Below are 26,334 nucleotides of genomic sequence, written 5' to 3'. Positions count from 1 at the left end.
CGCCGGCATCCTTCGACGCCGACTCGAGGCCGTCACGCGCCCCGCCTGAGCGCGAGGCGCGCGCCGAGCACGCTCAGCGACACGAGCAGGACCAGACCGAGCAGCCCGAGGAGCTTGTCGATCGCGCCGACACCCGTCCACTGCAGGTAGTGCACGCGATACAGCGCGTCGATACGATCGGTGTCGCGGCCGCGCTGCTGCAGCGCCAGCCGGCTCCAGTCGAGCGTCACAGTGACGCCGGTCGTGGTGTGGGCGATCGCGTCGACCTGGGTCGCGACGTGGCCGTAGCGATCGGGGTTGGCGAGGAAGGCATCCTCGAACAGCAGCCGCAGCTTCTCGGGCGGCGGCACCGGCGTAATCTTCGACGTCGCCGGATCCAGATTCCGCCAACCCGTGTCGGTGCGCACCAGCAGATGGCTCCCGAGAATCGTCTTGAGCAGGCGCGCCTCGCGCCACGGCTGCGCGCGCAGCACCAGGTTGTCGTCGAGCGGATAGGTCCGGATGGCGAGCGGCTCGTAGGCGCCGGCATATCCCGGCTTGACGAAGAACACGGCGCCGGTGATCGCCCAGCCGAGACAGGGCAGCAGCAGCACCACGCCGAGAATGCGGTGAAGCGATCTGGTCGTCACGGTGGCCACGATCCTAACCTACCTATAATGCCCGCATGCAGACACGATTCGCCGCGGCCTGGCTCGGGCTCCTGTTCGCAGGGGCCGCGGCCGTCGCAGGCGCGCCGCAGCCGGCCCCGCTCGACGGCGTGATCAACGCGATGGCGTTCCGCAACATCGGCCCGTTCCGCACCGCCGCCTGGGTGACGGCGGTTGACGTGCCCGAGACCCCCTTGCACGATCATCTCTACACGATCTACGCCGCGAGCCGCAGCGGCGGGCTGTGGAAGACGACGAACGCCGGGACGACCTGGACGAACGTGACCGACAGCATCGGCGCCGAGGCCATGGGTGCCGTGGCGGTGGCGCCGTCGAACCCCAATGTCGTCTGGATCGGCGAGGGGGATCAGGCGAACGCCCGCTCGTCGATCTCGGGCAAGGGCGTGTTCAAGTCGACCGACGCCGGCGCGACCTGGCAGTTCATGGGACTGCCCGACTCGCACCACATCGCCCGAATCGTCATCCACCCGACCAACCCAGAGATCGTCTACGTCGCCGCCATGGGACATCTGTTCTCGAAGAATGCCGAGCGCGGCGTATTCAAGACGGGCGACGGCGGCAAGACGTGGCGAAAGGTCCTCTACGTCAACGACGGCGTCGGCGCCATCGACCTGGTGATCAACCGCAAGGCACCGGCGACGCTCTACGCCGCGATGTACGACAAAGATCGCAAGCCGTGGCAGATTGTCGAGAGCGGCCCCGAGAGCGCCGTCTACAAGAGCGAGGACGGCGGCGAGAAGTGGACGCGGCTGGGCGGCGGGCTGCCGACCGGCCGCATCGGCCGCATCGGCCTCGACATCTACCAGAAGAACCCGCTCGTGCTCTACGCCCTGCTCGAGAATCAGAATGCCAGGCCCGGCGGCCCGGCCCGCGAGGTCAGCCCGACCAGTCCGCTCGCCGCCGGGATCATCGGCAACGAGCTGTATCGCACCGACGACGGCGGCCGGACGTGGCGGAAGGTGACCGACGTCAACGTCGCCGGCGGCAAAGCGCCCTACTCGTTCAACCAAATCAAGATCGATCCGCAGGACGACCGGACTGTCCTCGTCACCAGCGATTCGATGTACGTCTCGCGCGACGGCGGCCGCACCTGGTCCTCGGACTTCATGCGGGGCGTGTTCGGCGACTTCCGCGCCATGTGGTGGGATCCGCGCGACAAGGACCGGATCATCCTCGGCAGCGACGGCGGCGTCAACGTGTCGGTCGACGGCGGCAGAACCGGCGACTACTCTCCCAACATGGGCGTCGGCGAGCTCTACGCGGTCGGCGTCGACATGGACGATCCCTACAACGTCTACGGCGGCATGCAGGACCACGACTCGTGGAAGGGGCCGAGCAACGGTCCGACCGGCCGCATCACCCTCGAGAACTGGGTCACGGTCGGCCCCGGCGACGGCATGTACAACGTCGTCGATCCGACCGACAGCCGCTGGGTCTACAACACGCGCGAGCTGAACTCGATGGGCCGCATGGATCAGAAGACCGGCATGCGCACGCCCATCGCCCCGTCACGCCCGGCGGGGCAGCCGCGGCTGCGCTACAACTGGATCGCGCCGATCGCGCTGTCGCCGCACAATCCGAAGATCGTCTACGCCGGCGCGCAGGTGCTCTTCCGTTCCTTGAACCAGGGCGACACGTGGGAGGAGATCAGCCCGGACCTCACCACCAACGATCCCGACCGGATCGGCAGGAACGTGCCGTTCTGCACCATCACTTCCATTTCGGAGTCGCCGGTGAAGGCCGGCATCATCTGGGTGGGCACCGACGACGGCCGGGTGCAGATGACAGCCAACCACGGCGGCACCTGGACCGACCTGACGCCGGCGCTCTCCGCGGCGGGAGCCCCCGCAGATCGCTGGGTCAGCCGCGTCTTCGCCTCCCCCTTCGACCCGGGCACCGCGTTCGTGGCGAAGAACGGCTTCCGCAATGACGACTTCGCACCCTACCTGTACAAGACGGCCGACGGCGGCAAGACCTGGACCTCGATCGCGGCCAACCTGCCGGTCGCGCCGATCAACGTGGTCGTGCAGGATCGCAAGGCGAGGAATCTGCTGATCGTCGGGAACGACAGCGGTGTGTTCGTCTCGGTGGACGGCGGCGGGACGTGGACGCAGATGAAGGCCAACCTGCCTGCCGTCGCGGTCCACGATCTCACCATTCATCCGCGCGAGAACGATCTCGTGCTCGGCACCTACGGCCGCGCGTTCTGGGTGGGTCACATCTCGCCGCTGCAGGAGCTGTCGGCCGCGCTGCTCGAGGAGCCCGCGCATCTTTTCGAGATCGAGCCGCGCGCCCGCTACGACTTCAGCGAACAGGGGATGAACTATCACCTCTTCGGCGACAAGTACGTGGAGGTGCCGAACGAGCCCGAGGCGCTCGCCGTCAACTATTACCTGAAGGCGGATGCCGGCGCGGCGGCGAGGATCACCGTGAAAGACTTCAGCGGCGCAGTGGTCCGGACGCTCGACGGTCCGGCGAAAGCGGGACTCAACCGCGCGCTCGTCCCGCTTGGAAGCGGCGGCGGACGCGGCCGCGGTGGCGCGGCGCTCACGCCGCTGGCCGTCGGCGATTACACGGTGACGCTCGACGTCGGGGGACAGGCGCTGACCAGGCCCGCCCGCGTCCGGGAGCGCATTCCCCGGACCTGGTAGGGCCGCCAGGCCGGCGCGGATGCCGTCACCGCCACTGCGGATCGTAGCCGCGCCGCCGCACCCGCTGCTCGACGCGGAGGCTGATCATGAACAGCAGGATGACCTCGAACAGGGCGATGAACGCATAGACGGCGAAGCGGGTAAACGCCTCCGGGTGCGGGAAGCAGGGAATACCGTCGTCGATGCACTTGCGGACCACCACGTCGATCTGGATGTGTTCGCGCATGATCAGCGCGAACGCGCTCCCGAACATGATGACCGTGCCCAGCAGGTTGCCGAAAATCGGCTGATCGTTCAGCCAGAGCGGCAGGGCGAAGAGAAGGCCGACCAGCGGGGTCACCGTCAGCTCGATCGTGATCCAGTACCAGCTGAGTCCGTTCATCGTCTTCGAGCGGGCTGACCCGCCGTGTGCCCGCGTGATTCGATCCGTGCGCTCATCCGCTATTGGCCTGGATGATACGTTCGCTCGGTGTGACCCTTGAGCTGCGGCGGGTAGAAGTACACCTCGCGCAGATTCCCCGTTGTGTACCGTTCGGCCTGATCGTCGAAATGCTTCGACGCCGGGTCGCCGCTCTCGCCGCCCGCGGTCACGGCCCGAGCGTGGACGGCGTCGGCCCCGAACTCGACGACCGCGACGAAACTGTTGCCGCTCGTACCGTACATCTTCTTCGTGCCCGGATACGTCCGCGCACCGAACGAGGCGAGCGAGCCCCAGGTCGCCGACGAGAACATCACCGGGATGCTCGGCTTATTGTCGTCGAACTGCTGGACGATCGCATCGTCGTTGCGCTGGAACCGGTTGATCCGGCCCCAGGGCGTCTTCCAGGTGCCGAAGTCGGCCGTCAACCTGTCGGCCGCCGCCGCGAGGTTCCGCACGAGCTGCTCCGGCTCGGGCGCCGGGCCGCCGCCGCGGCGCCCGCCGTCACGAACGGCGCCCTGCTGGGAGTAGTAGACGGCCAGCGAATTCGCGATCGAATCGACGCCCCAGCGGAAATCCCAGGTGCGGAGCACCGCAATCGGCTCCGCGGTCTTCTTCCTCACCTCGCTCGTCTCCGGCAGCGAGTCCCAGGCGCGGACGAGCGCCGGAATAGAGATAGCGAACGCCGGCTGATAGGCATCGAAGGCCGCGTCGATCAAGCCCTGGACCGTCAGATCCCGCTTCCCGCCGAGGACCCGGAGCGCGTGGACGCCACGTGGCATCTCGACGTGGCTCTTCTCGACGTACGGCGGGTACTTGGCGCGATCGATTGAGCTCTTGCCGGCCGCGTCCCAGGGCCAGTCGTTCGAGTTGTAGGCGAACCCGCTGGGCGGATTGACGAGGTGCGGCACCTCGTCGTTCGACAGCAGCCCCTGCCATTCGGTGGCGGGATCGCTCCCGTCGACCGGACGGCTCCAGTCGAACCGCGGGTCGCGCTTCGGCATGAAATTGGTGAAGAAGAAGCCGATGTTGCCGTCCGCGTCGGCGTACAGGGTGTTGTTCGAGGAGTTCGCGTGCAGATCCATGACCTGACGGTATTCAGCCAGGTTCGTCGCCTTGGTGCGGCGGAATGACTGCGTCAGCGCCTTCACCGGCTCCTGCATCATCCGGACGGCGACCCATTGGCCGTCCACCTCGCGGACGATCGGACCGTGATGGGTGCGATAGACGGTGAACTCGCGCGAGGACATGCCGCCCGCGGTCCGGTAGGGGACGACGATTGTCTCGGCGGTCACCGGTCGCTCTTCGGTGCCGTACCGGTACACGTAACCGCTCCCCTTCTTCGACACCGTCTCGAGGTACTCATCGACGCCGTCGCCGCCACTCGTGGTGTGCATCCAGCCGACGCGCGGGTTGAAACCCTGGTAGATGAACAACTGCCCCCAGGTCGACGCCCCGTAAGCGTTCAAGCCCTCGCCGCTGGTCATCTGCAGTTCTGAGCGGAAGAAGAACGACGTGTGCGGGTTGATGAGCAGCAGCGGCTTGTGATTCGTGGTGTTCGCCGGACCGATCGCGATACCGTTCGACCCGCGCGGCTCGCTGTCGTCTGGTGCCGCGTCGCCGGCGGCATCCCGCCCCGGGGCCGGAGACGCGCCGGCAGACCCGTAGAAGCGCTCGAGGCCCTGAAGCGACACGCTTTCGATGTCGCCGCCGATCGAGCCCTCGCTGAACGTCAGCGCCATCCAGGGCTCGAAGTGCGCAATGACCCGCGGCTTCACCGACGGATGCGTCGCCAGGTAGTAGTTCAGGCCATCGGCCCACGCCGTCATCAGCGCCTTCAGCCAATCGGGGCTCGTGGCGTAGGCGGCCTGCATCGCGTCGGGCCTGATGAAGATCTTCATGCGCAGGTCGCGCCAGACCGCGCTCTCCCCTTCGGCTTCCGCCAGCCGTCCCTGCGAATTGATGAAGTTGGTCTCGACGCGGTTGAAGTCGTCTTCCGCCTGCGCGTAGATCATCCCGAAGACGGCGTCGGCGTCGGTCTTTCCGCTGACGTGGGCGATCCCCCAGTCGTCTCGAACGATGGTGACGCCCTGGGCTTCGTGCTGCAAGCGCGCCAGGTCCGCCGACCCCGACGGCACCTGCCGGCCGGGAGCAAGCGCCAGGAAGACGCATACGACGAGCAGGAACCTGGGCATCCAGGGATCTTACAACCTGCGCGGTGTCACATCGTCGGCTTCGGCGAGCAGCTGACGAACAGCCCCTTGACGTCCTTCGAGGTGCGCACGGCGCTGTAGAAGCCGTCGATGAAGTCACGCACGGTCTGCCGCGTCTGTTTCGTCATGCCGGGAATCTGGTCGGGGAGGGCGCGGATCTCGTCCTTTTTGGCGACGAAGTTCGCGATGTAGGGATCCACCCGCTCCTGGTTGCGGCACGGGCCCCGGTAGAGCCGCTCGGTGACGCTCTTGATCAGGAGTCCGCGCGCCGGGATGGCATACGGGGGGTTGACCAGCCCCGAGAGATCGAAGTCGTAGGGGACGAGGAGCAGCGTCCGGTCGGGCCGCTGCACGATGCACACGTTATGCAGCGCATAGAGCGACATGTCGGTATTGCCAATCATGAACTCGAGGATCATCGCCGGCATCAGCGAATCGGAATCGACGTCGTCGAACATCAGCCGCGGCAGCTTGACGGTGCGGCCTTCCAGGCGGCGCGCCACGTCGGTGTCGTCCTCGAGAAACATGCCGAGACGCGTGCCGATCGGTTTTCCGACCGGATCCACGTACGAGACCCTGGCGAGCCGCGCGCGGAAGGATTGCTTCGTGACGACGTTGTAGATGCGATATGCGAGGTACTCACGGAGCAGGAACTGCTCGAAGTCGCCGCCGCCCGCGCACTGCACGACCAGCTTCAACCCCTCCTGGTGGGCGAACACGCTGCCCTTGCCGGCAGACTTCTCGAACTCGACACGGAGCGGCACGTAGTCGCACGTCCGGGCCATCCGGCGCACGTGCCCGCGCGCTCCGAACGTCACCGCGATCTCGGTGTTGTCGCTCAGCCGCAGCGTGCCCGGGTACTTCTGCTTGCTGTCGGGATTGTGATCCTTGTTGATTGTCTTGAAATCGCCGACCAGCGTAATCGGCAGGATGTCGTCCTGCGCGAAGAGCGGGAGTCCCTCAGAGGTCGCCCGCTGCTCCTTCATCTTCTCCGGCGACGGCCAGGGCTGAACGAGCTTGAGCAGCGGGTTCTTTTTCGGCGGCGGCGCGGGCGTCTGGCCCTTCTGCACAGGCGCCGGGACGGCCAGGAGGAGACTCGCGAGGAGGACTGCTGAGCGCACGCGCGGCATTGTAGCCGCAGTCGAGGCAACCGCCGACCGCGAACCGCCCGGATCGTCTGACTCGGGGCGCCCCGCCGCCCAATTGGACCTAGGCCGGGGCCGCCGCCGCGGCGGCAGCTCGGTCGCGCCGGACCGTCTCGGCCGCAGCCGCCGGGCGGGCGCCCGCGATCGTAACGATGCCCCAGCCAAGCCCGGGCAGGTCGTTACGCCACAAGACGTCGCCGGTCGCGGGATCCAGGCGATACAACCGCCCCTTCGACGCCGCGAACAGATCGCCGTCGACGATCATCGCCTCGACGAATTCCCCGCCCTTCAAGTCCGCCGTCCAGATCGTGTCGCCGGTAGCGCGATCGACGGCGATCACGGTTCCGCGCGCGCCGACAAACAGCGGCGTGCTTCGTGCAGCCATGGTGTCCCCTCCACTCAGGAGATACGTCCGCGAGGTAACAACGGTGCAACGGACACGCCACCGAGCCCGCAGGTCCGCGGGACGCGCGCCTCACGCAGGCTGGACGACTCTGCGCCCTCTCCGTCACAAGCGGCGGGGCGGTCGGGCGTTACATCACGTCACGTCTCCCGGACGTTCAGGTCCGGCGTCTCCGCCGCTTACTTGATGACACCGCGACCGCGCAGCCAGGTCGCCAGCAGGGACGACCAGGGCGCCAGCGCCGGAATGTCGTTCGCCAGGCCGACCCCGTGCGCCCCCTTCTCGAAAACGTGGAGTTCGGCCGGCACGCCGGCCTTGCGCAAGGCGAGGTAGTAGTGCACGGCGTTTTCCGCCGGCACCGTCGTGTCTTCGTTGGTCTGGAAGATGAACGTCGGGGGCGTGTTCGGAGTCACCGCGTTCTCGCCCGACAGCCGCTTCGCCAGATCCGGATCGGGCGTCTCGCCGAGAAGATTGCGCTGCGATCCCTTGTGGGTCCACTCGGCGGTCATCGAGATGACGGGGTAGCCGAGGACGGCGAAATCGGGCCGGCTGCCGGCGCGATCGACGACATCGGCGGCCTGCGGGTTGCCGGCGTCACTCCAGGTGCTGGCGGTCATGGCGAGGTGTCCGCCGGCGGAAAAGCCCATGATCCCGATGCGCGAGGCATCGAGACGCCAGTCGGAGGCGTGCGATCGCAGCGTGCGGATGGCGCGCTGAGCGTCGCCGAGTTCGACCGGATGGTGATACTTCGGGCCGAGGCGGTACTTGAGCACGAACGCCGCGACACCGAGTGAGTTCAGGAAGTTGGCGACCTGCCGGCCCTCGTGATTCGACGCGAGGTTCTGATAGCCGCCGCCAGGACAGACCACCACCGCCGGCGTGCCGTCACGCATCGTGCGTGGAAGAAAGACGGTGATGGTCGGCACGTCGGCGTCTTCCGAGCCCTGGGCGCCAGGCGCCGAGCCGCTCCACAACGAGATGACCTGTCCGTCCTTGATCGGCAGCGGCGGCGGCGCCTGGACGATGGTCGCCATCACCAGCAAAGCGGCAATCATGCTCACTTCCTCCCGCGCGGGCTCACCGCGCCTTCAGTTCGCCGTGCCCGAGCGACGCGATCGCGGCCGGCAGCTCGTGCGCCAGCAGGCCGTCGCGCGCGATCGTCAGGCCAACGTCGCGCAGCAGGCCGTCGGTGAGTCCGTAGATCCAGCCGTGCACCGTCAGCGGCTGCGCCCGCCGCCAGGCATCGAGCACGATCGTCGTGCGGCAGACGTTGGCCACCTGGCTGAGCACGTTCAGCTCGGCGAGCCGCGCGATGGCGGCCGCATCGGCCATGCCGCGCGAAAACAGCTGCGGATGCTGATCGGCTACGTCCTGCACGTGGCGGAGCCAGTTGTCGGTGAGGCCAAGCTCGGTTTTCTTCCACGCCGCCTCGATGCCGCCGCAGCCGTAGTGGCCGCAGACGATCACGTGCTCGACCTTGAGCACGTCGACCGCGAACTGCAGCACCGACAGGCAGTTGAGATCGGTGTGAACGACGACGTTGGCGACGTTGCGATGGACGAACAGCTCGCCCGGCGCGAGCCCGACGATCTCGTTCGCCGGCACTCGGCTATCTGCGCAGCCGATCCACAGATAGCGCGGCGCCTGCTGCCGCGACAGCCGGCTGAAAAATCCCGGGTCGCGCGCGTTCATGCCTTCGGCCCAGCGCCGGTTCTTCTCGAAGAGCTCCTTGGCGTCGTCGCTCATTCGGCGTGTACCTTATCAGACCGCGGTTGCGGTACCGTATCTCCGATGACTGCTCCGCCCAAGCGCGTCCTTGTGGTCGGCATGGGCCACATGGGCCTGAGTCACGCCTCCGCCTATGCCCGGATTCCGGGTTTCACGCTCGCCGGCGTGTGTGCGCGGAGCATTCAGACACAGACGCTGCCGCCGGAGCTCGCCGCCGCCCCGCGATTCGCGTCGTTCGACGAGGCGCTCGCCGCATCGACGCCGGATGTCGTGTCGATCAACACGTGGCCCGACACGCACGCGGGCTACGCCATCCGGGCGCTCGAGGCCGGCGCCCACGTGTTCCTCGAGAAGCCAATCGCGGAGACCGTCGCCGACGCCGAGCTGGTCGTCGAGACCGCGCGGCGGACGCGGCGAAAGCTGGTCGTCGGCTACATCCTGCGCCAGCACCCGTCGTGGATCCGCTTCATCGAGCTGGCGCGCACGCTGGGCGCGCCGCTCGTGTTCCGCATGAACCTCAACCAGCAATCGAGCGGCGCACAGTGGCAGACGCACCGCCGCCTGCTCGACAGCCTGTCGCCGATCGTCGACTGCGGCGTGCACTACGTGGACGTGTGGTGCCAGATCACGCCGGCCGAGCCGACCACGGTCCACGCCGTGGGGGCGCGACTGACCAACGACCTTCCCGACGGCATGTACAACTACGGGCACCTCCACGTGACCTTCAGCGACCACTCGGTCGGCTGGTACGAGGCGGGCTGGGGCCCGATGATGAGCGAGACCGCGTTCTTCGTCAAAGACGTCATCGGACCGAAGGGGTCGGTCTCGATCGTGCTCGCGAACGGCACCGCATCGGTCCGTTCCGACGACATCAACGCACACACGCAGACGAATCAGCTGCTGCTCCACCACGCCGAACTGGCCGCCGACGGCTCGTTCGCGCGCGCCGACGAGCGGCTGTCGACCGCCGACGAGCCGTCACACGACGATCTCTGCGAGCGTGAGCAGCGGTTCCTGCTCCGCGCGATCGACGAGGATCTCGATCTGACGGCGCACCTGCGCGATGCCGTGCGCAGCCTGCGCATCGTCCTCGGCGCCGACGAGTCGGTGCGGACCGGGCGGGTGGTCAGCCTCTGAGCGGCGCGCTCGGGATCGGCGTCACTCGCCGTGTCAGCCGCGTGGGCCCCTCGGCACGTACGACTGCGACTGGCCGCGCGGGATGCTGAGGCTCTGCCACGCATCGCCGCGCAGCCCTTTGGCGACATAGACCATCTGTCCGACGTGATACGCGGCATGCGCGACCGATCGGTGCAGCGCCTCGTGGACCGTGTGCGCGTGGCCGCGGATCGTGATCGTGTCGTTGAGGTTGGCGTCGGTCAAACCGTCGAGTGCGGCCAACAGCACGCGCCAGCCCTCCTCCCAGGTGGCGAGGAACTCGGCGCGCGAGACCGCGCGGTCGTCGAACTCCGCCTCGCGGTCCCGCCAGGGCTTCTCGCCGTCCGACGTCAGGAAGTCCGTGAACCGCGATTTCAGGTTGCCGGAGAGATGCCAACAAATGACGGCGAGCGAGTTGCCGCCGTTAGGGCCGGGCTGCGACAGCTCGGCGTCGCGCACCTGCGCCACGGCTCCCTCGCCGAGCGCCTTGTAGCGCTCGTACTCGCCCCGAATCGACTCGATCAGATCCCGCATGGCTATGTTCTCGAGCGGCGCAGCGCGTCGCCTGCTTCCGCATGGGCGCCGGCGTCCGTGTAGACGCCGCGGTATGCCTGGGGCAGCAACTCCGCGACCGCCAGACCGATGGCGTCGACCGCGACGCGGCGATTGCCTCCCACCTGGGCAAACAGCGTCGCGGCCGCGATCGGCCTGCCGATGCGCATCGCGATCCGCGCGGGACGCACCGTCGCGGCGTCGACGGGAAAGAGCGCCTCGGGGCCGGTGAGGCCGACCGGCAGCACCGTCGTGCCGGGCCGTTCGAGGTAGCGGGCGACGCCGGCCAGGATCGGCTGCATGCTCGCGGTACGGCTGCGCGTCCCCTCGCCGAAGATCAGCAGCGCGTCCCCCGCGGCGAGACGCGCAAACGCCACCTCGATCGCCTGCCGCGCGGCGCGCGCCAGCTCGCGCGGGTTGAGCTGGGCCTCCCCCGACGACACATCGGCGCTCTGCGGCACCTTGATCGTGCCGAAGCACAGGCTCGAGAAGCGACGCTCGCGGCTGGTGAACACCTTCGGTCCGGCAATTGCCGTCAGCCGGCCGGCCAGCGCGCTTGCGCCGACACGCTGCAGCAGCACCTCGACGACGTTGGCGTCGGCGTAGGAGAGGTGATTGGCGAAGAGCGTCAGCGGTCCGGCGCCGATGTCTTTCACGTGCTCGAGGCCGAGCAGCGTCGAGTTCCCTTCGAGAAAACGATCCGCGAGCAGATGATGGATGCGCCGCGCGAGCGGATCGCGCGGGTAATAGGCCCAGCCCTCGTCAGCGCGCAGCCGCGCCATGAGATCGATCAGCGCGCCCGGGCCCGCATCGTCGATCTCGCGCTCGAGCACGGCGCGGATGTCGTCGGGCGCAAGCAGATGGCCGCGGCCGATGAACGCGAGGATCGCCGCAACGAGCGCGTCGCGCGTCGACCGGTGTGGCACCGCAGGCAGCGTAGTCGGGGTCACCGCACTACTTTACTCAAGGTCCCCCCCGCCCACATCATCCGCGCCAGGCTGCCGACGCGCAGGCCATCCGCGCGTCCCGCGAAATAGCGCGCGTTCAACTCGTCGCCGCCGGCGTCCTCGACCGCGCCGAATCCCAGCGTCCCGAGCCGCGACGCGAGTGCCGTGGGATCGAAGGTGGTGCGCCACGGCTCCCCAACGCGCTCGACGCGCGCCGCCAGGGCGTCGAACGCGGCCCGGCCGGCCGGCGACATCAGGGCGCGATCCATCGCGTAGTCGAAGGCGATGCCGCCGCAGGCGCCCACGGCCGCCGCGACGGCGCGCAGCGTCCGGTCGATGGCCTCCGGCGTCAGGTACATCGTCACGCCCAGCCAGGCGAACACGGCGCCCGCCGCAGGATCGAACCCGGCGCGCGCCAGCGCCTCCGGCAGGACGTCGTTCTCAAAATCGACCGCCACGAATCGAAGGTTGGCAGGGACGGGAATGCCGCCTGCCGCGAGCCGCGCCTGCTTCCAGACCTGCGTCTCCGGACGGTCGATCTCCCAGATCGTCAGCGGCGGTTCGACGCGGCCCTGGCGATACGCAAACGTGTCGAGCCCGGCGCCCAGAATCACGTACTGCCGGACGCCGCGATCGCGTGCGGCGTCGAGATGGTCCTCGGCGAACCGCGCCCGCGCCACCATGAACGCGCGCAGGTAGACGTCGAACGGCCCTCGCTCGAAGGCCGACGGGTTCTCCCGGAGCGCTGCCGCCGTGTCGCCGCCCAGGATCGGCACGGCAATCGGGTCGTCGAGGACCAGCGGCCGATCGAGCAGTTGATGCTCGGCCCGCCGAACGGCGACCCGCCAAGCGGTACGCGACACGGGTCGGATCGGATCCGGCATCTACGGCGCGATCAGCACGCGAACCCGGACATTCTACCGTCCGCTCCGGCGATCCGTCAGCGCGGCGGCGCGGCCAGCAGCCCGACAGCCGCGACGAGATAGGTTCGGACGCGGCGCATCAGCGACAGCGTCACGCCCAGCACGGCGGGATAGCCGAGGGCGCCGACGATCAGCGCGTTCGCGCCCTCCGCTGCGCCGAACTGCCCCGGAATGAAGATGAACGCCGAGTTGACGAACTTGACGCCCCCCTCGACGATCACCGGATCGATCCGATGGCCGTGGAACCCGAGCGCGCGGAAGAGGAGGATCACCTCGAGCGCCAGCAGCACATTGCCGAACGTCTGGGCCGCCAGCGCCTCGATGAGGTGCGGCTTGTTGCCGTGCAGCATGTCGAGCAGGTGCAGTTCCATCTCCGCAATACTGTCGACCACCGCGGCCGCGCGCGCTGGGCCGAGCACCGGCGACAAGAGGCGGGCGGCCGGCGCGAGCAGACCGATGCCGGTGATCGAAGCCCAGAGCACGCCGGCCGCGAAGACGCCGAGCGCGGCGACGAGGCCGACGATCGCGCCGTGCACCCCGCCTGAGAATGCGCCGCGCCGAAGCAGCACGATGAGGCTGGTCAGCGCCATCGCGGCGGCCACCAGCATGTAGGTGAGCTGTTCGAACACGATCACGCCGGCGGCGCGCGCCGGCGCCACGCCGCGGCGGATGAACATGAAACCCTTCGCCGGCTCGGCGAGGAACGGCCCGGTGAAGGTCAGCGTCTCGACCGCTTCGGCGGCAAACCGAATCCGCACCGTCTCCGTCAACGGGATGCGCGGGATCGGCAGGCTGCGCCAGATCACCCAGCCGCGAACCGTCAGGTGCAGGGCATACAGCCCGGTCATCCAGGCGAGCGTCCAGCCGGACCGGCGGGCCAGCGCGAGGATCTCGGCGACCCCCATGACGCGGAGGACCACGCCGAAGATCACGAGCCCGACGATTAGCAGCAGGAGGCGTACCACGAAGTCCGCGCGGGCGTTCAGCGCCGCGTCAGCGTCACCGCCCGGCGCGGCGTGCGCCGAGCGCGATCGGCGTCCCGATCAGGAACATGTGCACCAGCAGCCCCGAGACCAGGACGATCGGCGGCGGCGACGGCCGCACGCCGATGCGTGACAGCGGGATCACGACGTAGTTCATGACCGCATAGACGCCAATCCCGTAGAGCGGTCCGCTGACGAACGGCCGCGCCCGCAGCCACGTCAGCCGCGTCGAGGCGGCGAAGAAGATCGCCGTGATCGTGAACGCGATCAGGAAGTGGAAGCCCAGCCCGGCTGCCGCGGTCGCGGCCCCCCCGGCGAAGGCCGCGTCGCGCCCGAACCAGCCCGTCGCCACCGACTGCAGCAGCCGCTCAGGGCTGGTGCCGCTGCGGAAGTACGAGAACAGGATGGCGTAGCTGATATCGAGCGTGCCGACGAGCAGCGCGGTGAAGAGGTACGTCACGCGGCCTCAGGCGCAGCTCGTGCGATAGGGTTCATGCGGGGCATCATACCGCGCCGCCCGGATGAGGTACTCAGCGGCGCTGCCAGCGGATGTCGACCCCGTCGGACGTCCCCAGCGCCTTTCGAAGCACGCCGATCAGGTGCTCGGTCGCCTCGCCGTCGCCGATGACATCAATCGTCGCGGCATCGATGTAGTAGTCCTGGTCGTCCTCGGCTTCTTCTTCGAGGTGGTCGACCAGGACTTTCAGATCCGCCTCCGTAACCGAGCCAATCAGCTCATCGGTGGCGACGTTGTAGATATCAATCATCAGGGCCGATTGTACCGTGGAGCGGCCTAGTCCTTGTCCTTGTCCTTGTCCTTCTTCTTCGGCGCAAAGGCTTCCTTCACCTGCTTGCGGATGTCACCGTAGTTCTTGTCGGCGAACTTTTCCTCTTCCTTGGTCAGGATGCGGAACGGCACGCGAATCAGCGACTTCTCGAGCTGCACGTTGAGCCAGTACTGCCCGTATTTGATGCCGCCTGGCACCTTGAAATACAGGCGGCCCACACAGGCACGGTCGGGGCTGATCTCGAACTCGTCCCACGGCATCGCGCGATCCTGGACGTCGCTGAAGAATCCGATGCGGCACGCCCGCGACGCCATCGGCGGGAAGTAGTTGATCGAATCGCGCTGAATTCTCGAACGCGCCTGCAGCGCCTGCGTGTCGGCTTGACGGAACTGCTCGACGGTCGGCAGCGGAACCTTGGTGCCGTCCGGCGTGTCGAGCGACACCGCCTCGCGCTTCAGCTGCTGCGCCGATACGCCCTCACGCAGCGTCATGCCCGTTTCGATCAGCATCCAGTCGTCGCCGATCGAGTAGTTCGCCGTCTTGTAGCCGAGGATCACGTAACCCTCGTTGTTGTACGCGGCGCGTACGAACAGCCCCTCGATCGTCATGATCTGCGGGACACCCGCTTCGGGTATTTTCACCTGCGGCTTGTCCTGCGCGGCTATCGACGCCGACAGCGTCCCAGCGACGAGTGCCACCGCGCTCGCCTGCCATATCGCCTTCCTATTCATGTCGCCATCTCCCTGAAACCGGTCCATGGACGATAGCAAGGCCGATCAGGGGATGACCCCTGTCAGTTCAGCCAGCCAGTGAAAATACGAGTGACAGGGGCGAGACGGGATCCTAGAAACGGGGGGGACGCTCCGCCGCGACATTCCAGGCGCGTTCGAGCGCGATCCCGACCTGTCCGAGCAGGCCGTCGTCGAAGAGCCGCCCGATCAGCGTCACGCCGTGCGGAACGCGCCGTGGCGGCGAGAATCTCGGCAGCGGGTTCGCGGGATCGGGAGCCCAGTCGCTACGCGCTTCCGAGACCTGCACGAAGCCCGCCCGCAGCGTCAACGACGGATGGCCGGTGAAGTTCGTGATCGTCAACTGCTCGTCGCGCAGGGACGGCACCAGCAACAGATCCACCTGGCGGAAAATCCGGGACATCTCCTGCGCCACTTTGCGCCTGAGGCGATCCGCCTGCACGACGTCGACGGCCGACAGGAACCGCGCCTGTCGGAACAGGTTCGGCCACGCATCCTTGACCTGCACCTTCAGATCGGCCAGGTGATCGTCGAGCGCCAGCGCCTCGAACGACGCCGCTCCCTCGGCAAAGAGGATCGGATTCAGCGAGCCGTACGGCCAGTCGGGCAGGGTCACCGCCTCGAGCCGCAGGCCGAGCGTGCGCAGCGTCTCCATCGCCGCCCGATCGACGTCGGTGGCCGGCGCCTCCTGCATCCAGGTCGGGACATACCCGACCTTCAGTCCCGCGACCGGCGCCGTCGCGTCGAAGTCGAGCCGGCTGGGCACGCTCGACGGATCACCGGGATCGGGGCCGCCGATTGCCTGCAGTACGAGCATCGTGTCCTCGACCGATCGCGTCATCGGCCCGAGCTTGTCGAGCGACCAGCACAGGGTCATCGCGCCGGTGCGCGCCACCCGGCCGAACGTCGGACGGAAACCGGTGACGCCGCATCGCATCGACGGCGCGACGATGCTGCCTTCGGTCTCGCTCCCGATCGCGAATGCCACGAACGCCGCCGCCACCGCCGCGCCAGGACCGGCGCTCGATCCCGACGCCCCTTCCTCGACCAGCCACGGGTTCATCGTCTGGCCGCCGAACCAGATGTCGTTGAGCGCCAGCGCCCCGAGCGCCAGCTTGGCCACGAGGACCGCTCCGGCGTCGTTCAATCGGCGCACCACGACGGCGTCGTCAGCAGGGATGCGGTTGCGAAAGGGTTCGGCGCCGTAGGTGGTCGGAATGCCCTTCGTGTCGAGCAGGTCCTTCACGCCGTAGGGGATGCCGTGCAGCGGACCGCGATAGTGGCCGGCGGCGATCTCGGCATCGGCCTGCGACGCCCGCGCCAGCGCGTGATCCCGGGTCATCGTGATCACGGCGTGCAGCGCCGGGTCGAAGCGCGCGATGCGATCGAGATAGATCGCGGTCAGGCGGGCCGACGTCAGCTGCCGAGTCTCGATCCAGCGCGACAGCTGCGTCACCGGCGCATAAGCCACGGCGTCGTCACCAGACGGCGGCGCCGGCGCCGCTCCGCTCGAGCGCACGAAGCGGTCGCGGCCGCCGGGCGCCGCAGGGTCGCCGAGCAGCGGATCCCATCGCAGGGCGGGCACATCGGTGGCACCGAGCGGAACGACGCGCGGCCCGGTCCGGCGCTCGAGCAACGGCGCCATCGACGCGCGCCAGCTGTCGGCGGCGAGCCGCCGTTCCGCCGGCGTCAGCGTCACCTGCAGCAGCTTCTCGGCTTCCGCGAACGTCGCCGGGGTCACCTCCGGTCCGGAACCCGCGCCCGTCGCGAAGGTTGGCGGCGCACCCGGCGTCGTGGCGGCGCCCGGCGGCGGTGCGTCAGTCGCACTCCGCGTGCACGCCTCCGCGGCGATCAGCACGCCCAGCGGAGCGGTGATCAAGAACTGTCGGCGGGTGTTCATGAAGCGGACTACCTATGTGGCGTTGTCGCGGCCGCGGGATGGGCCCGACCGACGTCATGCCGGCCGCCGCTGCGGATTCTGGCACAGATCAGGTATCCTGGAAGTCCCCCCAGCTACCCGCTCCCCGAAAGAGACTTGGAGCGCTCGATGAAACCGCGCGCCTGGATTGTTGCCTTCGCCATGCTCGCTTCCAGCCCCGCGGCGGCGCAGCTGCCGCCGCTGCCGGATGGCTGGCCGGCGCACGTCGAACTCGGGATGGCCGACTCGCCAGGCGGCGCGGCCGCGCTGCGCGCGACGGCGCCGTTCCTCTTCCGATACCAGTATCTCGCCGGCGGCGTGAACACCGGCAGCGGCTGGGCGACCTGGAACACCAACGGCGACTTCCCGAAGTTCTACATCCAGGAGTCGATCGCCCAGGGCATGGTCCCGGTGTTCAGCTACTACCAGCTGCTGCAGTCGAGCCCCGCCGGCAGCGACGAAGCGGGCGCCGATTTCGCCAACCTGAACAACACCGCGACGATGACGGCGTACTACGCCGATCTCATCCTGTTCTTCCAGAAGGCCGGCGCGTTTCCATCGCAGCGTGTGGTCCTGCACGTCGAACCCGACTTCTGGGGCTACATGCAGCAGCGCGCCGCGAGCGACAACGCCTCGACGGTCGCGGCCAAGGTTTCCGAGACGGGCGTCGCCGCACTCCAAGGCCTGCCGAGCACCGTCTCCGGCTTCGCGCGCGCGATCGTCAAGCTGCGCGACCTGTACGCGCCCAACGTGATGCTTGCCTACCACGTCAGCGTGTGGGGAACCGGCATCGACATCGCGCTGTCGAATCCATCCGACGCGGCCGTCGACACGCTGGGCGGGCGCGCCGCCGCCTTCTACACGTCGCTCAACGCGAACTTCGACATCGCGTTCGCCGAGTTCAGCGATCGAGACTCCGGGTTCTACCAGTATGTCTACGGCGACGGCGGCGCATCGTGGTGGGACGCCGACGACTTCCGCCGCAACACGCGGTTCCTCGCGCGCTTCTCGACCGCGTCGGGCAAGCGGCTGGTGATGTGGCAGATCCCGCTCGGCAACACGCACATGCGCGCGCAGAACAATACCTGGGGACACTACCAGGACAATCGCATCGAATGGCTGCTCGACGAACCGGCCCGCACGCACCTCACCGCCTACCGTGACGCGGGAGTCGTGGCGTTCCTGTTCGGGGGAGGGGCCGGCGGCGTCAGCTGTGCCTGCGACGCGTCGAGCGACGGCGTGACGAACCCCGCGGCCATCGGCGGGAACACCACCGTGTCGCAAGCGGCGGCGAGCGGAACCGCCCCATCGCTCGGCTCGCCTGGCGGCGTGCCGACGCTCGTCACGCCCTATGCCGCCGACGACGACGGCGGATTTTTTCGGTGGAAGGCGTGGGCGTACTACCAATCGGGCGCGCTGGCGGCCGGCGCCGAGCCGAAGCCGCCGACCAACCTGCGCATCGTTCGCTGAAAGATCGGAGCGGCGAGCGAGAGCGCGTGTCGGGGAGTCCGAGGAGCGACGCCCCTCGGATGAAACTACACTCCGCCGGGCTTCGAGAACAGCGCCTGATCGATCTTCACGTTGTGCTCGACCTTGGTCAGGGTGATGTTCACGGTCTGCACCGCTGAGACGTTGTGGATGCCGAACGGCACCTTGACGCCGTCGACCTCGCGATAGTCAGACAAGTCGGAGGTCTGCTCGACCCGTCCGACCTCGGGGAGCTCGAGCGTCTGGACGAGCCGGATGGGCAGCCACGACTGCGTGTCGATCGAGACGCGCGAGGTCGGCCCGGTCTGCGGCGTGATCACGAGCACCTGGACGTCGTGGTCGCCGACCTTTTCCTTCGGGCCCAGCTCGATCTTGGTGCCGCGCTCCTTGTAGCGGAGCAGAGGCGTCGGGAAGTCCGCGTTCTTCATGTTGGCGAGTTGATCGCCGGTGATGTCGCGGTTGCCCTGCATGCTGTCCGCCGCGAAACCCGTCGTCCCGTCGAATCGCTGGTCGACGGTCATCGCGCCGGCGCCGAGCGACGACAGGTCGAGCGTGATGAGCGTCCGGACCTTGTTGGGCGCCTGATTGAACACCTCGACGGTGCCAGGCACCTCGCCGGCCGGCGTCGAAACCGAGATCTTGCCGGACGTCGAGCGGGAGGTGAGCTTGCTGAGCGCTTCACGTCCGCCGAGTGCCGCCACCGCCTTGTCCACGACCTCGTCGGCCGTCTGGGCCAGGGCTCCTCCGGCCGACGCGAACAGCAGCGCGGCGACCAGGCATCCCGTCACGGAAACGCGCATACACGATCCCTCCTTCGCAGCCCCCTATACTACACGCCGATCCGCCGCCTTGACAGCATGGACGGCCTGGACGCAGACTCGGCGGCGCCCGGTTCACTCGTCCGCTTCTCTTGCACAGGAGCCCGCCATGCGCAGTCAGGTTCGTTCGCTGTTCGCGCTGCTTGCCATCGTGGCGGCGGCCGGTGTCGCCGGCCTGCCCGGCGCGCGGTTGACCGCGCGCTCGCTGCCGGATCGTCCAGTCCGCGCGCACGCGCAGGATCTCGGGGCCACCGCCGCCAGCCAGATCATGAGCGCGTCGCTGATTCTCAAAGTACGGCACCCGGACGATCTCGAGTCCCTGGTCGCCTCGACCCAGGATCCGCTGTCGCCGCGGTATCACCGGTTTCTGACGCTCGACGAGTTCGTCGCGCGCTTCGCGCCGGCGGCGTCCGATGTCGCCGCGATCACGCGGTACCTGCGCGGATTCGGCATCCAAGTCGACGAGGTCTATCCCAACCGCCTGCTGCTGCGCGTCACCGGGACCGCCGACGCCTTCGACCGGGCGTTCGATCTCGACGTCCACGACTTCGTCCGCGGCAGCCGCCGCTATCACGGCCCGCGCCACACGCCGCGGATTCCGGTGCTCTTGCGCGATCTGCTGGTGACCATCGTCGGGCCCGGCGACGAGCCCGAATTCCACCCGATGCACCGCCGCGCGGCGAACGCGGCGCTGCCCATTCGCCGGCCGTTCGGGGCGATGCCGCCGGCCGGCGCGATCGCCACCGGGGTGCCGGGCGACTACACCGTCGGCGACGCCGCCAACCTCTACGACGTCAATCCGATCTACGCGGCGCATATCGACGGAACCGGCCAGACGGTCGGCATCGTCACCCTGGCCGACTTCATTCCTGCCGACGCCTACACTTACTGGAACCTGATCGGTCTCGCGGTGCCGGCCAACCGCATCACGCAGATCCGCGTGGACGGCGGCGCCGAACTGAGCGCTGACGCGGGATCGGGCGAGACTTCGCTCGACGTCGAGCAGGCGGGCGGCCTGGCACCGGGCGCCGCGATCCGCGTCTACGACGCGCCCAACAGCGCCGCCGGCTTCATGGACGCGTTCTACCGCGCCATTTCCGACAACCTGGCCGACAGCCTGTCGACGAGCTGGGGCTCCGCGGAAGAGTTCTATGCCGAGGCCGTCGTCGGCGTCGACCGCTCAGGCGAGCTGCAGGCCTTCCACCAGGTGTTCCTGGAGGCGGGCGCGCAGGGCGTCTCGCTGTTCGCAGCGTCGGGCGACAACGGCGCTTACGACATCAACGACGCGTTCGACGATCCGGTCGATAACGTCCTGTCGGTCGACGTGCCGGCCGCGGACCCGGCGATGACTGCGGCGGGGGGCACGACCACGCCGGTCAAGCTCAGCGCCGGACCCGGTACGCCGACGCTGGTGGTCGCGCACGAGCAGGTGTGGGGCTGGGACTACATCGAGAACTACCTGATCGGCATCGGCGCGTTCCCTGCGGGGGACACGTCGCTGTTCCCCGTCGGCGGCGGCGGCGGCGTCAGCGTCAACTGGGCACGCCCCTCCTATCAGCAGTTCACCCCTGGCGTGCGCCGCACCGAACCCGGCCAGGCGGTCGTCTATCAGGGAGAAACACTGCTGCAGCTGCCGGCGCATTTCAAGGGCCGCAACCTGCCGGATATCTCGCTCAACGCGGATCCGTTCACCGGCTACTACGTGTACTCGTCGACCGACGGCGGCCTGATCGACGGCTTCGGCGGCACCAGTTTCGTGGCGCCGCAGCTGAACGGGATCAGCGCACTCGCCGCGCAGGGCACGCATGGCCGCGTCGGGTTCTGGAACCCGATGCTGTATCGCTTCCAGCGTCTCTACGGCGCGTCACCGTTCTCGCCGATCGTCGACATCACGGGCGGCGACAACTGGTTCTACACGGGCATCAGCGGTTACGACGCGGGCGCGGGACTCGGCGTCATCGACGCGGCGAAGCTGCTGAACGCGATGCGGCTCGAGAACCGGTTCAACTGATCGCGATCAGATCACGCGGCGGCAACGCGGACGGCAGCGGCAGGCAATCCCGGCCACGCCGTCCGTGTTGTAGTCGTAGGTCAGCTCTTCTCCCGTGCGAATGCGCCGCGACGCCTTGATCCAGATGTGCCGTCCTTCGATGTCGACGTAGCAGTTCGGGTGGCACGAGTGGTTCACGTAGCGCGCGATGTTGCCGCCAAAGGCCGCGTCGCGCGCCCAGCGATCGTCGATCGTGAAGATCCAGATCCGCTGGCGCGGCAGGTAGCGCTGCTCGCGCTCCCAGGCCTCCGCCTGGGTGATGAGCGTCCCCTTGTACTCGACGATCTGAACGTCTTCCTCGATGGGCTGGGCGGCGTAGACGCCCCAGCCGGAAATCCGCGAGCGGCGCCGCAGGATGCGCGGGAGCGGCCTCATCGCGCGTGGTGCCAGACGACCCGTCCGGTCGCATCGACGTAGGCCAGCTCGGGCTTGCGCATCGGCGTGCCCGGGTGAAAGTCCGCCTTCGCCTGCGTCTTGATCGTCTGATTGGCGGCGTCGTCTTCCAGGCCGCGGAGGAGCGCCCGGTTCAACAGCTCCTGATCTGAGCCGCCGATCTGCACCAGCGCCAACGGACCGTCGAACGCGGCCGCCGTCGAAAACCGCGCCGCGATCGCCATCCGCCCGCTGCGGTCGACGTATCCCCATTTGGCGAGCGCGGCGTCGCCGGTGTTGACCGCCGCGACGCCGCCGCTGAAGCGGCCGGCGCTGAAGTAGGCCGGTGGAATGACCGTGGCGCCGGTCGAATCGATGTATCCCCACAGGCAGCCCACGCGCACCGCCGCGAGCCCCTCCGAGAAGCTCCCGGGCAGGCCGTCCTCGGTGCTGCCGGCGCACGGCGCGAGATCGTGCGCCTCGAGCGTCACGGTCGTGCGGCCGTCGCGATCGATGAACGCGGCTCGCGAACCGTCGAGGACACTGGCGACCCCCCCGGCGAAGTCGCGCGCCTGCTGAAACCGCGGCGGCACGACCCATCGACCGGCGCGATCGATATAGCCGAACCGCGCCTCCCCGTCCGGCTCTGGCCGCGCCACCCGCGCGCGATCGCCGGCAAACGGAAAGGCGACGGCGTACTGGAACGCGATGACGGCCCGGCCGGCCCGGTCGATGTAGCCCCGCTTCGAACGGACGTCGGTCACCGCGGCGAGGCCGTTCGAGAATGCCGCATCGGCGATCCGGTCGGCGTCGGCGGCGAACTGCGGCGCGATCACCAGCGCGCCGCGCCGGTCGATGTAGCCGAGCCGCCCGTGCAACACGACCGCCGCTCGATCGTCGGAGAAGTCGCCTGCGGCATCGAAGCGCGGCAGGATCGCCATGGCGCCGTGCTCGTCGATGAAGCCCCACCGCACCCCGGAGGCCTCGCGGCGGGCGACCGCGGCCAACCCGCCCGCGAACGGTCGCGCCTCGGTGACGGCGGCCGGCAGCGTCAGCACGCGCCCGCCTGCCGCGTCCACGAAACCGTAGACGCCGTCCTCGTTGACGAGGTATCTCGCAGGCGCCGGAGCGGACGCGCCGAGGGCGATCGCTGCCGCGGCCGCCAGCATTGCGCGCACCATCCAACCCACCCTAGCATGGACGGCGCATGCCGCGAATCGAGGTCTCACCCGACGCCGAGGACTACCGCGACGTCCGCTGGCAGCGTGAGGGCGCGCGGGCGATCGAGACAGCCTTCGACGCCGAGCGTTTCGTCGAGCGGGTCGGCTTCGCGTCGTGTCTGACCGACGCGCGGCGTCCGGGTCCGTCGCTCTACGTCGCCGTCTGCGGCCGCCGCGACGCGATCATGCCGCGTAACGTCCAGAAGGACCCGGAGGCGTCGCACACGTGGCGGCTCAAGGACGAGGTCGTGCGCCGCGGCAGGGTCTACTACGGCAAACTCGCCGGCGCGCGGACGCTGTTCATCGCGCCGCGGATGATCCGCTACTTCCACGCCGTGTGGGGCGCACGGCGCGCCGACGAGCCGCGCCGCCTGAGCCGCTCCGCACAGGCGATCCTGCGGGTGCTACGCCGTGAATGGGAGATGGCGACGTCGGATCTCCGGCAGGATGCAGGCATCGCCGATCGCGGACGGTTCACGCGCGCACTCGACGAGCTGCAGGCGGCGATGCTGGTCGTGCCGAGCGAGGTCTATTACCAGCCGAAGTTCACCTATGTCTGGACGCTCGCGGTGGGGCGGTTCCCCGACGAGTTGCGCCGGCGTGTCGCGCGCGACGCCGCCGTCCGCGAGATCGCGCGCTGCTTTCTGACTGGTGCGGGGATGACGGTGCCGGGCGAACTGGCGCGCGTGATCGGACTGCCCCGCTGGGAAGCTGGCCTCGGCAACCGCGCGCTCGTCGCCGAAGGCTTCGCGACCTCGCCGTCGCGCGGCGTCTACGTCCTCGTGCCGGGCGCGACCCCCGAAGCCTGAGACCGGGCAGCGCCGACCACGAGCGGACGGACGAAGGGCGGCGCCTTCTGGATCGTGTCTTTCGTCAACGCCGTGATCGCGAAGCCTGCGGCGCGGATGGCGTCGACGGTCGAGCGGTTGCAATTGCAGCCGCAGGCTACGAAGCGGTTGACGCCGTTCAGCCGGTCCTGCCACTTCGCCAGCTTCGGATCCTCCGAGCGGACGTGCTCCATGAACAACAGCGTGCCGCCTGGCTTGAGCACGCGCCGCACTTCGGCGAGGGCCTGACGCTGATCCGCGACTGTGCAGAGCACGAGGGTGGAAACGACGGTGTCGAAGTGGGCGTCGGGCAGCGGCAGACGCTCGGCGGGCGCCTCGACGATCTCGATCGGGCGCTGTTGCTGCCTGGCTTTCAGGGCAAGGCGCCGGATCATGGCGGCCTCCGGCTCGACGCAGGTGACGGCGTCTGCCGCGTCGGAATAGAACGGCAGGTTCGCGCCCGTCCCGGCGCCGATCTCGAGAACCTTTCCGCGCGCGCCAGTGAGCAATTCGGCGCGATGGGCGCGAAAGCACGCCTCCTCGGCGCCGGCGGTGAACCGATCGTAAATGCTGGCAAACAGCCGGCTGCGGAGGCCCATCGCCTCATGCTACGCGTCGCAGAACGGTGAAGGAAGCGCGATCAAGGAAGCCTGACGACGAGACCCGCGGTGAATTCTCCCTGCCAGGCGGCGTGGACGTGCAGCTGAACGAAGCACGGGCTGTTGCCGCTACAGAACAACCGCGTGCCTTGGGCGTCGAGGATCGTCGCGAAGAGTCGGCCGTCGACCCGGAGGCCGACGCGCGATGAAGACCAGAGCTTGACGCCGCCTCCGGCGCCCGCTAGGAAGCGGACCTCGTTGTCCCCCCCGACGCCGTAGCGCGTCAGCCCGAGCACGCCGGTGACGAACGGCCGGACACGGCCGTGGAAGAAGTACTCCTGCAGTCCGCCCGCCTGCCAGTGATCCGTCGTCACGTCGCCCGTGCGCTGGTGGCTGAAGGCCCCTTCGAACTGGAGGCCGTCGTCCAGTGGCACGTCGACGACGACGCCGAGCGCCGGCGTGCTGCCGCGATCCACATGTGGCCCGGTGATCGTGATGAACTCGGCGCCGCCGGCACGGACTCCCGCGATCGGCGCGATCTCGATGCCCTGCGCCGATACGGGGGCCGCCGTCGCCAGGAGGCATGCCGATGACAGAGTCGTCAGGATCGCCGCAGCCGCGCCGGGACGGGCGAGCATGGTGCTGTCCATCATAGGCGCTCGTAGTGGACTTGGCGTGCATCCCGTCACCTCAAGACCGGCTGGCGACGCCGACGATCTCGCTGGCGGTCAGCGCCTCGTTGGAATACCGGGAGTGGCCTTCACGTAAGCCGGCGCCGCTACAATGCCCCATGGCGCGCCGCCGGCCCGCATCCACCTTCGAGACCGTTCGTGCGATCGGCGCGACGCTGCCGGGTGTCGAAGAAGGGACAGCGTGGGGGGTGCCGGCGCTCAAACTGCGTGGGGCGCTGCTCGCGTGCGCCGCCTCGCACAAATCCGCCGAGCCCGGCACGCTCGTCGTCCGCATCGGCGCCGATCAGCGCGACGCGATGATCGCCGACGATCCGGCGACCTACTATTTGAAGCCGCACTATGAAGGCTATCCGTGTGTGCTGGTGCGGTTGGCAGCGATCGACCGCGCCGCGCTCGCCGACCTGCTGCATGCGGCATGGCGATTCGTCGACGCGATCGCGCGGAAGCGCGCGCCCAGGCGGGCCGCTGCCAAGTAGCACCGGCGTACGGCTGGAACCCTGGTCGGCCGGCAGGCGGTCAGGCCAGCAGCTTCGCCGTCGACGTCGCCTGGCCGATATGACGCTGCGTGTGCTCGGCAGCGTGAAACAGCAAGCCGACAACGGTCGATGGCAGCCTGCCGCGTCCGACGGCACGAGCGTCGGTCAGCGCTGACGCGCTGGTCCCACGCAGCTGATCGAGCGCGCGCGTGACCGCCGCGTCGAATCCGGCGATCAGCTCGTCGGCCGCGAGCTCGGGATCCGGCCCCGCTTCCTGCCGCAGCACCTGCAGTTGCGCGTCTGACAACATCGCGCCGCGCGCGTAGGTGAACAAGCGATCGAGGCTGCCGAGGGCGTGCAGGACGTGGAAACCGACGGTCGCGGCGCCGTGGCGCGCCTGCCAGATCACGGCAGGCGTCATCCCCGTCAGCAGGTGTTCCACTTCTTCGCGGCTCTGCAGCAGGCTGTGTGCGACCGGCTGCAGCAGCGGCGGCACCCCCTCGACGATTCCTCCGCGCAGCCAGACTTCGCGCATCGCTTGTAGCCTAGCG

The 26,334-nt window shown here is 68.6% G+C and carries 27 protein-coding genes; 6 read left to right on the top strand and 21 right to left on the bottom strand.

Annotated features, from left to right (window positions below):
• Window positions 1-32: 32 nt before the first annotated feature.
• Window positions 33-629: a hypothetical protein gene (locus VGI12_09335; protein HEY2432860.1), complete on the bottom strand. Its 597-nt coding sequence runs from the start codon at window positions 627-629 to the stop codon at window positions 33-35.
• Between the two features lie 35 nt (window positions 630-664).
• Here VGI12_09335 and VGI12_09330 point away from each other — a divergent pair, with 35 nt between their 5' ends.
• Window positions 665-3,319 carry a hypothetical protein gene (locus VGI12_09330; protein ID HEY2432859.1) on the top strand — a complete coding sequence of 885 codons (2,655 nt, stop codon included), beginning with the start codon at window positions 665-667 and terminating at the stop codon, window positions 3,317-3,319.
• Window positions 3,320-3,344: 25 nt separating this feature from the next.
• On the opposite strand, the gene VGI12_09325 is transcribed toward VGI12_09330, so the two are convergent.
• The 6 genes from VGI12_09325 to can all read right to left on the bottom strand — a co-directional run bounded on the left by VGI12_09325 (window position 3,345) and on the right by can (window position 9,244).
• Window positions 3,345-3,701: a hypothetical protein gene (locus VGI12_09325; protein ID HEY2432858.1), complete on the bottom strand. Its 357-nt coding sequence runs from the start codon at window positions 3,699-3,701 to the stop codon at window positions 3,345-3,347.
• Between the two features lie 59 nt (window positions 3,702-3,760).
• Entirely contained in the window at window positions 3,761-5,932 is a 2,172-nt protein-coding gene (locus VGI12_09320) for a penicillin acylase family protein (GenBank protein ID HEY2432857.1), read from the bottom strand.
• Window positions 5,933-5,958: 26 nt separating this feature from the next.
• Window positions 5,959-7,071: a hypothetical protein gene (locus VGI12_09315; GenBank protein ID HEY2432856.1), complete on the bottom strand. Its 1,113-nt coding sequence runs from the start codon at window positions 7,069-7,071 to the stop codon at window positions 5,959-5,961.
• Window positions 7,072-7,159: 88 nt separating this feature from the next.
• Window positions 7,160-7,480: a PQQ-binding-like beta-propeller repeat protein gene (locus VGI12_09310; GenBank protein HEY2432855.1), complete on the bottom strand. Its 321-nt coding sequence runs from the start codon at window positions 7,478-7,480 to the stop codon at window positions 7,160-7,162.
• Window positions 7,481-7,677: 197 nt separating this feature from the next.
• Window positions 7,678-8,553 (bottom strand): alpha/beta hydrolase, encoded by an 876-nt coding sequence (locus tag VGI12_09305; GenBank protein HEY2432854.1) that lies wholly within the window; start codon window positions 8,551-8,553, stop codon window positions 7,678-7,680.
• Window positions 8,554-8,575: 22 nt separating this feature from the next.
• Entirely contained in the window at window positions 8,576-9,244 is a 669-nt protein-coding gene (gene can / locus VGI12_09300) for a carbonate dehydratase (protein HEY2432853.1), read from the bottom strand.
• Window positions 9,245-9,289: 45 nt separating this feature from the next.
• On the opposite strand from can, the gene VGI12_09295 reads away from it, so the two are divergent.
• The gene (locus tag VGI12_09295) at window positions 9,290-10,363 is read left to right on the top strand and encodes a Gfo/Idh/MocA family oxidoreductase (GenBank protein ID HEY2432852.1); all 1,074 of its coding nucleotides are present in this window, start codon (window positions 9,290-9,292) and stop codon (window positions 10,361-10,363) included.
• Window positions 10,364-10,396: 33 nt separating this feature from the next.
• Here the strand turns inward: VGI12_09295 and VGI12_09290 are convergent, their stop codons facing one another.
• The 8 genes from VGI12_09290 to VGI12_09255 all read right to left on the bottom strand — a co-directional run bounded on the left by VGI12_09290 (window position 10,397) and on the right by VGI12_09255 (window position 17,223).
• Entirely contained in the window at window positions 10,397-10,915 is a 519-nt protein-coding gene (locus tag VGI12_09290) for a DUF1572 family protein (GenBank protein HEY2432851.1), read from the bottom strand.
• Window positions 10,916-10,917: 2 nt separating this feature from the next.
• Window positions 10,918-11,883: a lysophospholipid acyltransferase family protein gene (locus tag VGI12_09285; GenBank protein ID HEY2432850.1), complete on the bottom strand. Its 966-nt coding sequence runs from the start codon at window positions 11,881-11,883 to the stop codon at window positions 10,918-10,920.
• The gene (locus VGI12_09280) at window positions 11,880-12,743 is read right to left on the bottom strand and encodes a class I SAM-dependent methyltransferase (GenBank protein ID HEY2432849.1); all 864 of its coding nucleotides are present in this window, start codon (window positions 12,741-12,743) and stop codon (window positions 11,880-11,882) included. The genes VGI12_09285 and VGI12_09280 overlap by 4 nt, the downstream gene beginning before the upstream one ends.
• Window positions 12,744-12,820: 77 nt before the next feature.
• Window positions 12,821-13,768, bottom strand: coding sequence for a lysylphosphatidylglycerol synthase domain-containing protein (locus tag VGI12_09275; GenBank protein HEY2432848.1), 948 nt, complete (start codon window positions 13,766-13,768; stop codon window positions 12,821-12,823).
• A 34-nt stretch (window positions 13,769-13,802) separates the two neighbouring features.
• Window positions 13,803-14,246: a hypothetical protein gene (locus VGI12_09270; GenBank protein HEY2432847.1), complete on the bottom strand. Its 444-nt coding sequence runs from the start codon at window positions 14,244-14,246 to the stop codon at window positions 13,803-13,805.
• 70 nt (window positions 14,247-14,316) lie between these two features.
• Window positions 14,317-14,553: a hypothetical protein gene (locus VGI12_09265; protein ID HEY2432846.1), complete on the bottom strand. Its 237-nt coding sequence runs from the start codon at window positions 14,551-14,553 to the stop codon at window positions 14,317-14,319.
• Between the two features lie 26 nt (window positions 14,554-14,579).
• Entirely contained in the window at window positions 14,580-15,305 is a 726-nt protein-coding gene (locus tag VGI12_09260) for a hypothetical protein (protein ID HEY2432845.1), read from the bottom strand.
• 112 nt (window positions 15,306-15,417) lie between these two features.
• Window positions 15,418-17,223: an amidase gene (locus VGI12_09255; protein ID HEY2432844.1), complete on the bottom strand. Its 1,806-nt coding sequence runs from the start codon at window positions 17,221-17,223 to the stop codon at window positions 15,418-15,420.
• 147 nt (window positions 17,224-17,370) lie between these two features.
• On the opposite strand from VGI12_09255, the gene VGI12_09250 reads away from it, so the two are divergent.
• A complete protein-coding gene (locus VGI12_09250) occupies window positions 17,371-18,711 on the top strand; it encodes a hypothetical protein (GenBank protein HEY2432843.1) in 1,341 nt (446 codons plus the stop codon).
• Window positions 18,712-18,776: 65 nt separating this feature from the next.
• On the opposite strand, the gene VGI12_09245 is transcribed toward VGI12_09250, so the two are convergent.
• Entirely contained in the window at window positions 18,777-19,529 is a 753-nt protein-coding gene (locus VGI12_09245; GenBank protein HEY2432842.1) for a hypothetical protein, read from the bottom strand.
• Between the two features lie 127 nt (window positions 19,530-19,656).
• Between VGI12_09245 and VGI12_09240 the strand changes: the two genes are divergently transcribed.
• Window positions 19,657-21,558 (top strand): S53 family peptidase, encoded by a 1,902-nt coding sequence (locus tag VGI12_09240; GenBank protein HEY2432841.1) that lies wholly within the window; start codon window positions 19,657-19,659, stop codon window positions 21,556-21,558.
• A gap of 6 nt (window positions 21,559-21,564) precedes the next feature.
• Here VGI12_09240 and VGI12_09235 read toward each other — a convergent pair whose 3' ends face one another.
• A complete protein-coding gene (locus VGI12_09235; GenBank protein ID HEY2432840.1) occupies window positions 21,565-21,972 on the bottom strand; it encodes an SET domain-containing protein-lysine N-methyltransferase in 408 nt (135 codons plus the stop codon).
• Window positions 21,969-23,150 carry a WG repeat-containing protein gene (locus VGI12_09230; protein HEY2432839.1) on the bottom strand — a complete coding sequence of 394 codons (1,182 nt, stop codon included), beginning with the start codon at window positions 23,148-23,150 and terminating at the stop codon, window positions 21,969-21,971. Before VGI12_09230 ends, VGI12_09235 begins: the two co-directional genes overlap by 4 nt.
• A gap of 26 nt (window positions 23,151-23,176) precedes the next feature.
• On the opposite strand from VGI12_09230, the gene VGI12_09225 reads away from it, so the two are divergent.
• A complete protein-coding gene (locus VGI12_09225) occupies window positions 23,177-23,998 on the top strand; it encodes a hypothetical protein (GenBank protein HEY2432838.1) in 822 nt (273 codons plus the stop codon).
• Here the strand turns inward: VGI12_09225 and VGI12_09220 are convergent.
• A complete protein-coding gene (locus tag VGI12_09220; protein HEY2432837.1) occupies window positions 23,962-24,615 on the bottom strand; it encodes a class I SAM-dependent methyltransferase in 654 nt (217 codons plus the stop codon). The two genes, VGI12_09225 and VGI12_09220, sit on opposite strands and share 37 nt — an antisense overlap.
• A 41-nt stretch (window positions 24,616-24,656) precedes the next feature.
• Window positions 24,657-25,265: a hypothetical protein gene (locus VGI12_09215; protein ID HEY2432836.1), complete on the bottom strand. Its 609-nt coding sequence runs from the start codon at window positions 25,263-25,265 to the stop codon at window positions 24,657-24,659.
• Between the two features lie 140 nt (window positions 25,266-25,405).
• Here VGI12_09215 and VGI12_09210 point away from each other — a divergent pair, with 140 nt between their 5' ends.
• The gene (locus VGI12_09210; GenBank protein ID HEY2432835.1) at window positions 25,406-25,783 is read left to right on the top strand and encodes an MmcQ/YjbR family DNA-binding protein; all 378 of its coding nucleotides are present in this window, start codon (window positions 25,406-25,408) and stop codon (window positions 25,781-25,783) included.
• Window positions 25,784-25,823: 40 nt separating this feature from the next.
• Here VGI12_09210 and VGI12_09205 read toward each other — a convergent pair whose 3' ends face one another.
• A complete protein-coding gene (locus VGI12_09205; GenBank protein ID HEY2432834.1) occupies window positions 25,824-26,318 on the bottom strand; it encodes a DinB family protein in 495 nt (164 codons plus the stop codon).
• Window positions 26,319-26,334 lie beyond the last annotated feature (16 nt).

The sequence above is a fragment of the Vicinamibacterales bacterium genome (genome assembly GCA_036496585.1).
Classification (GTDB): domain Bacteria; phylum Acidobacteriota; class Vicinamibacteria; order Vicinamibacterales; family 2-12-FULL-66-21; genus JAICSD01.
This window is presented reverse-complemented; position numbering and strand designations above follow the sequence as displayed.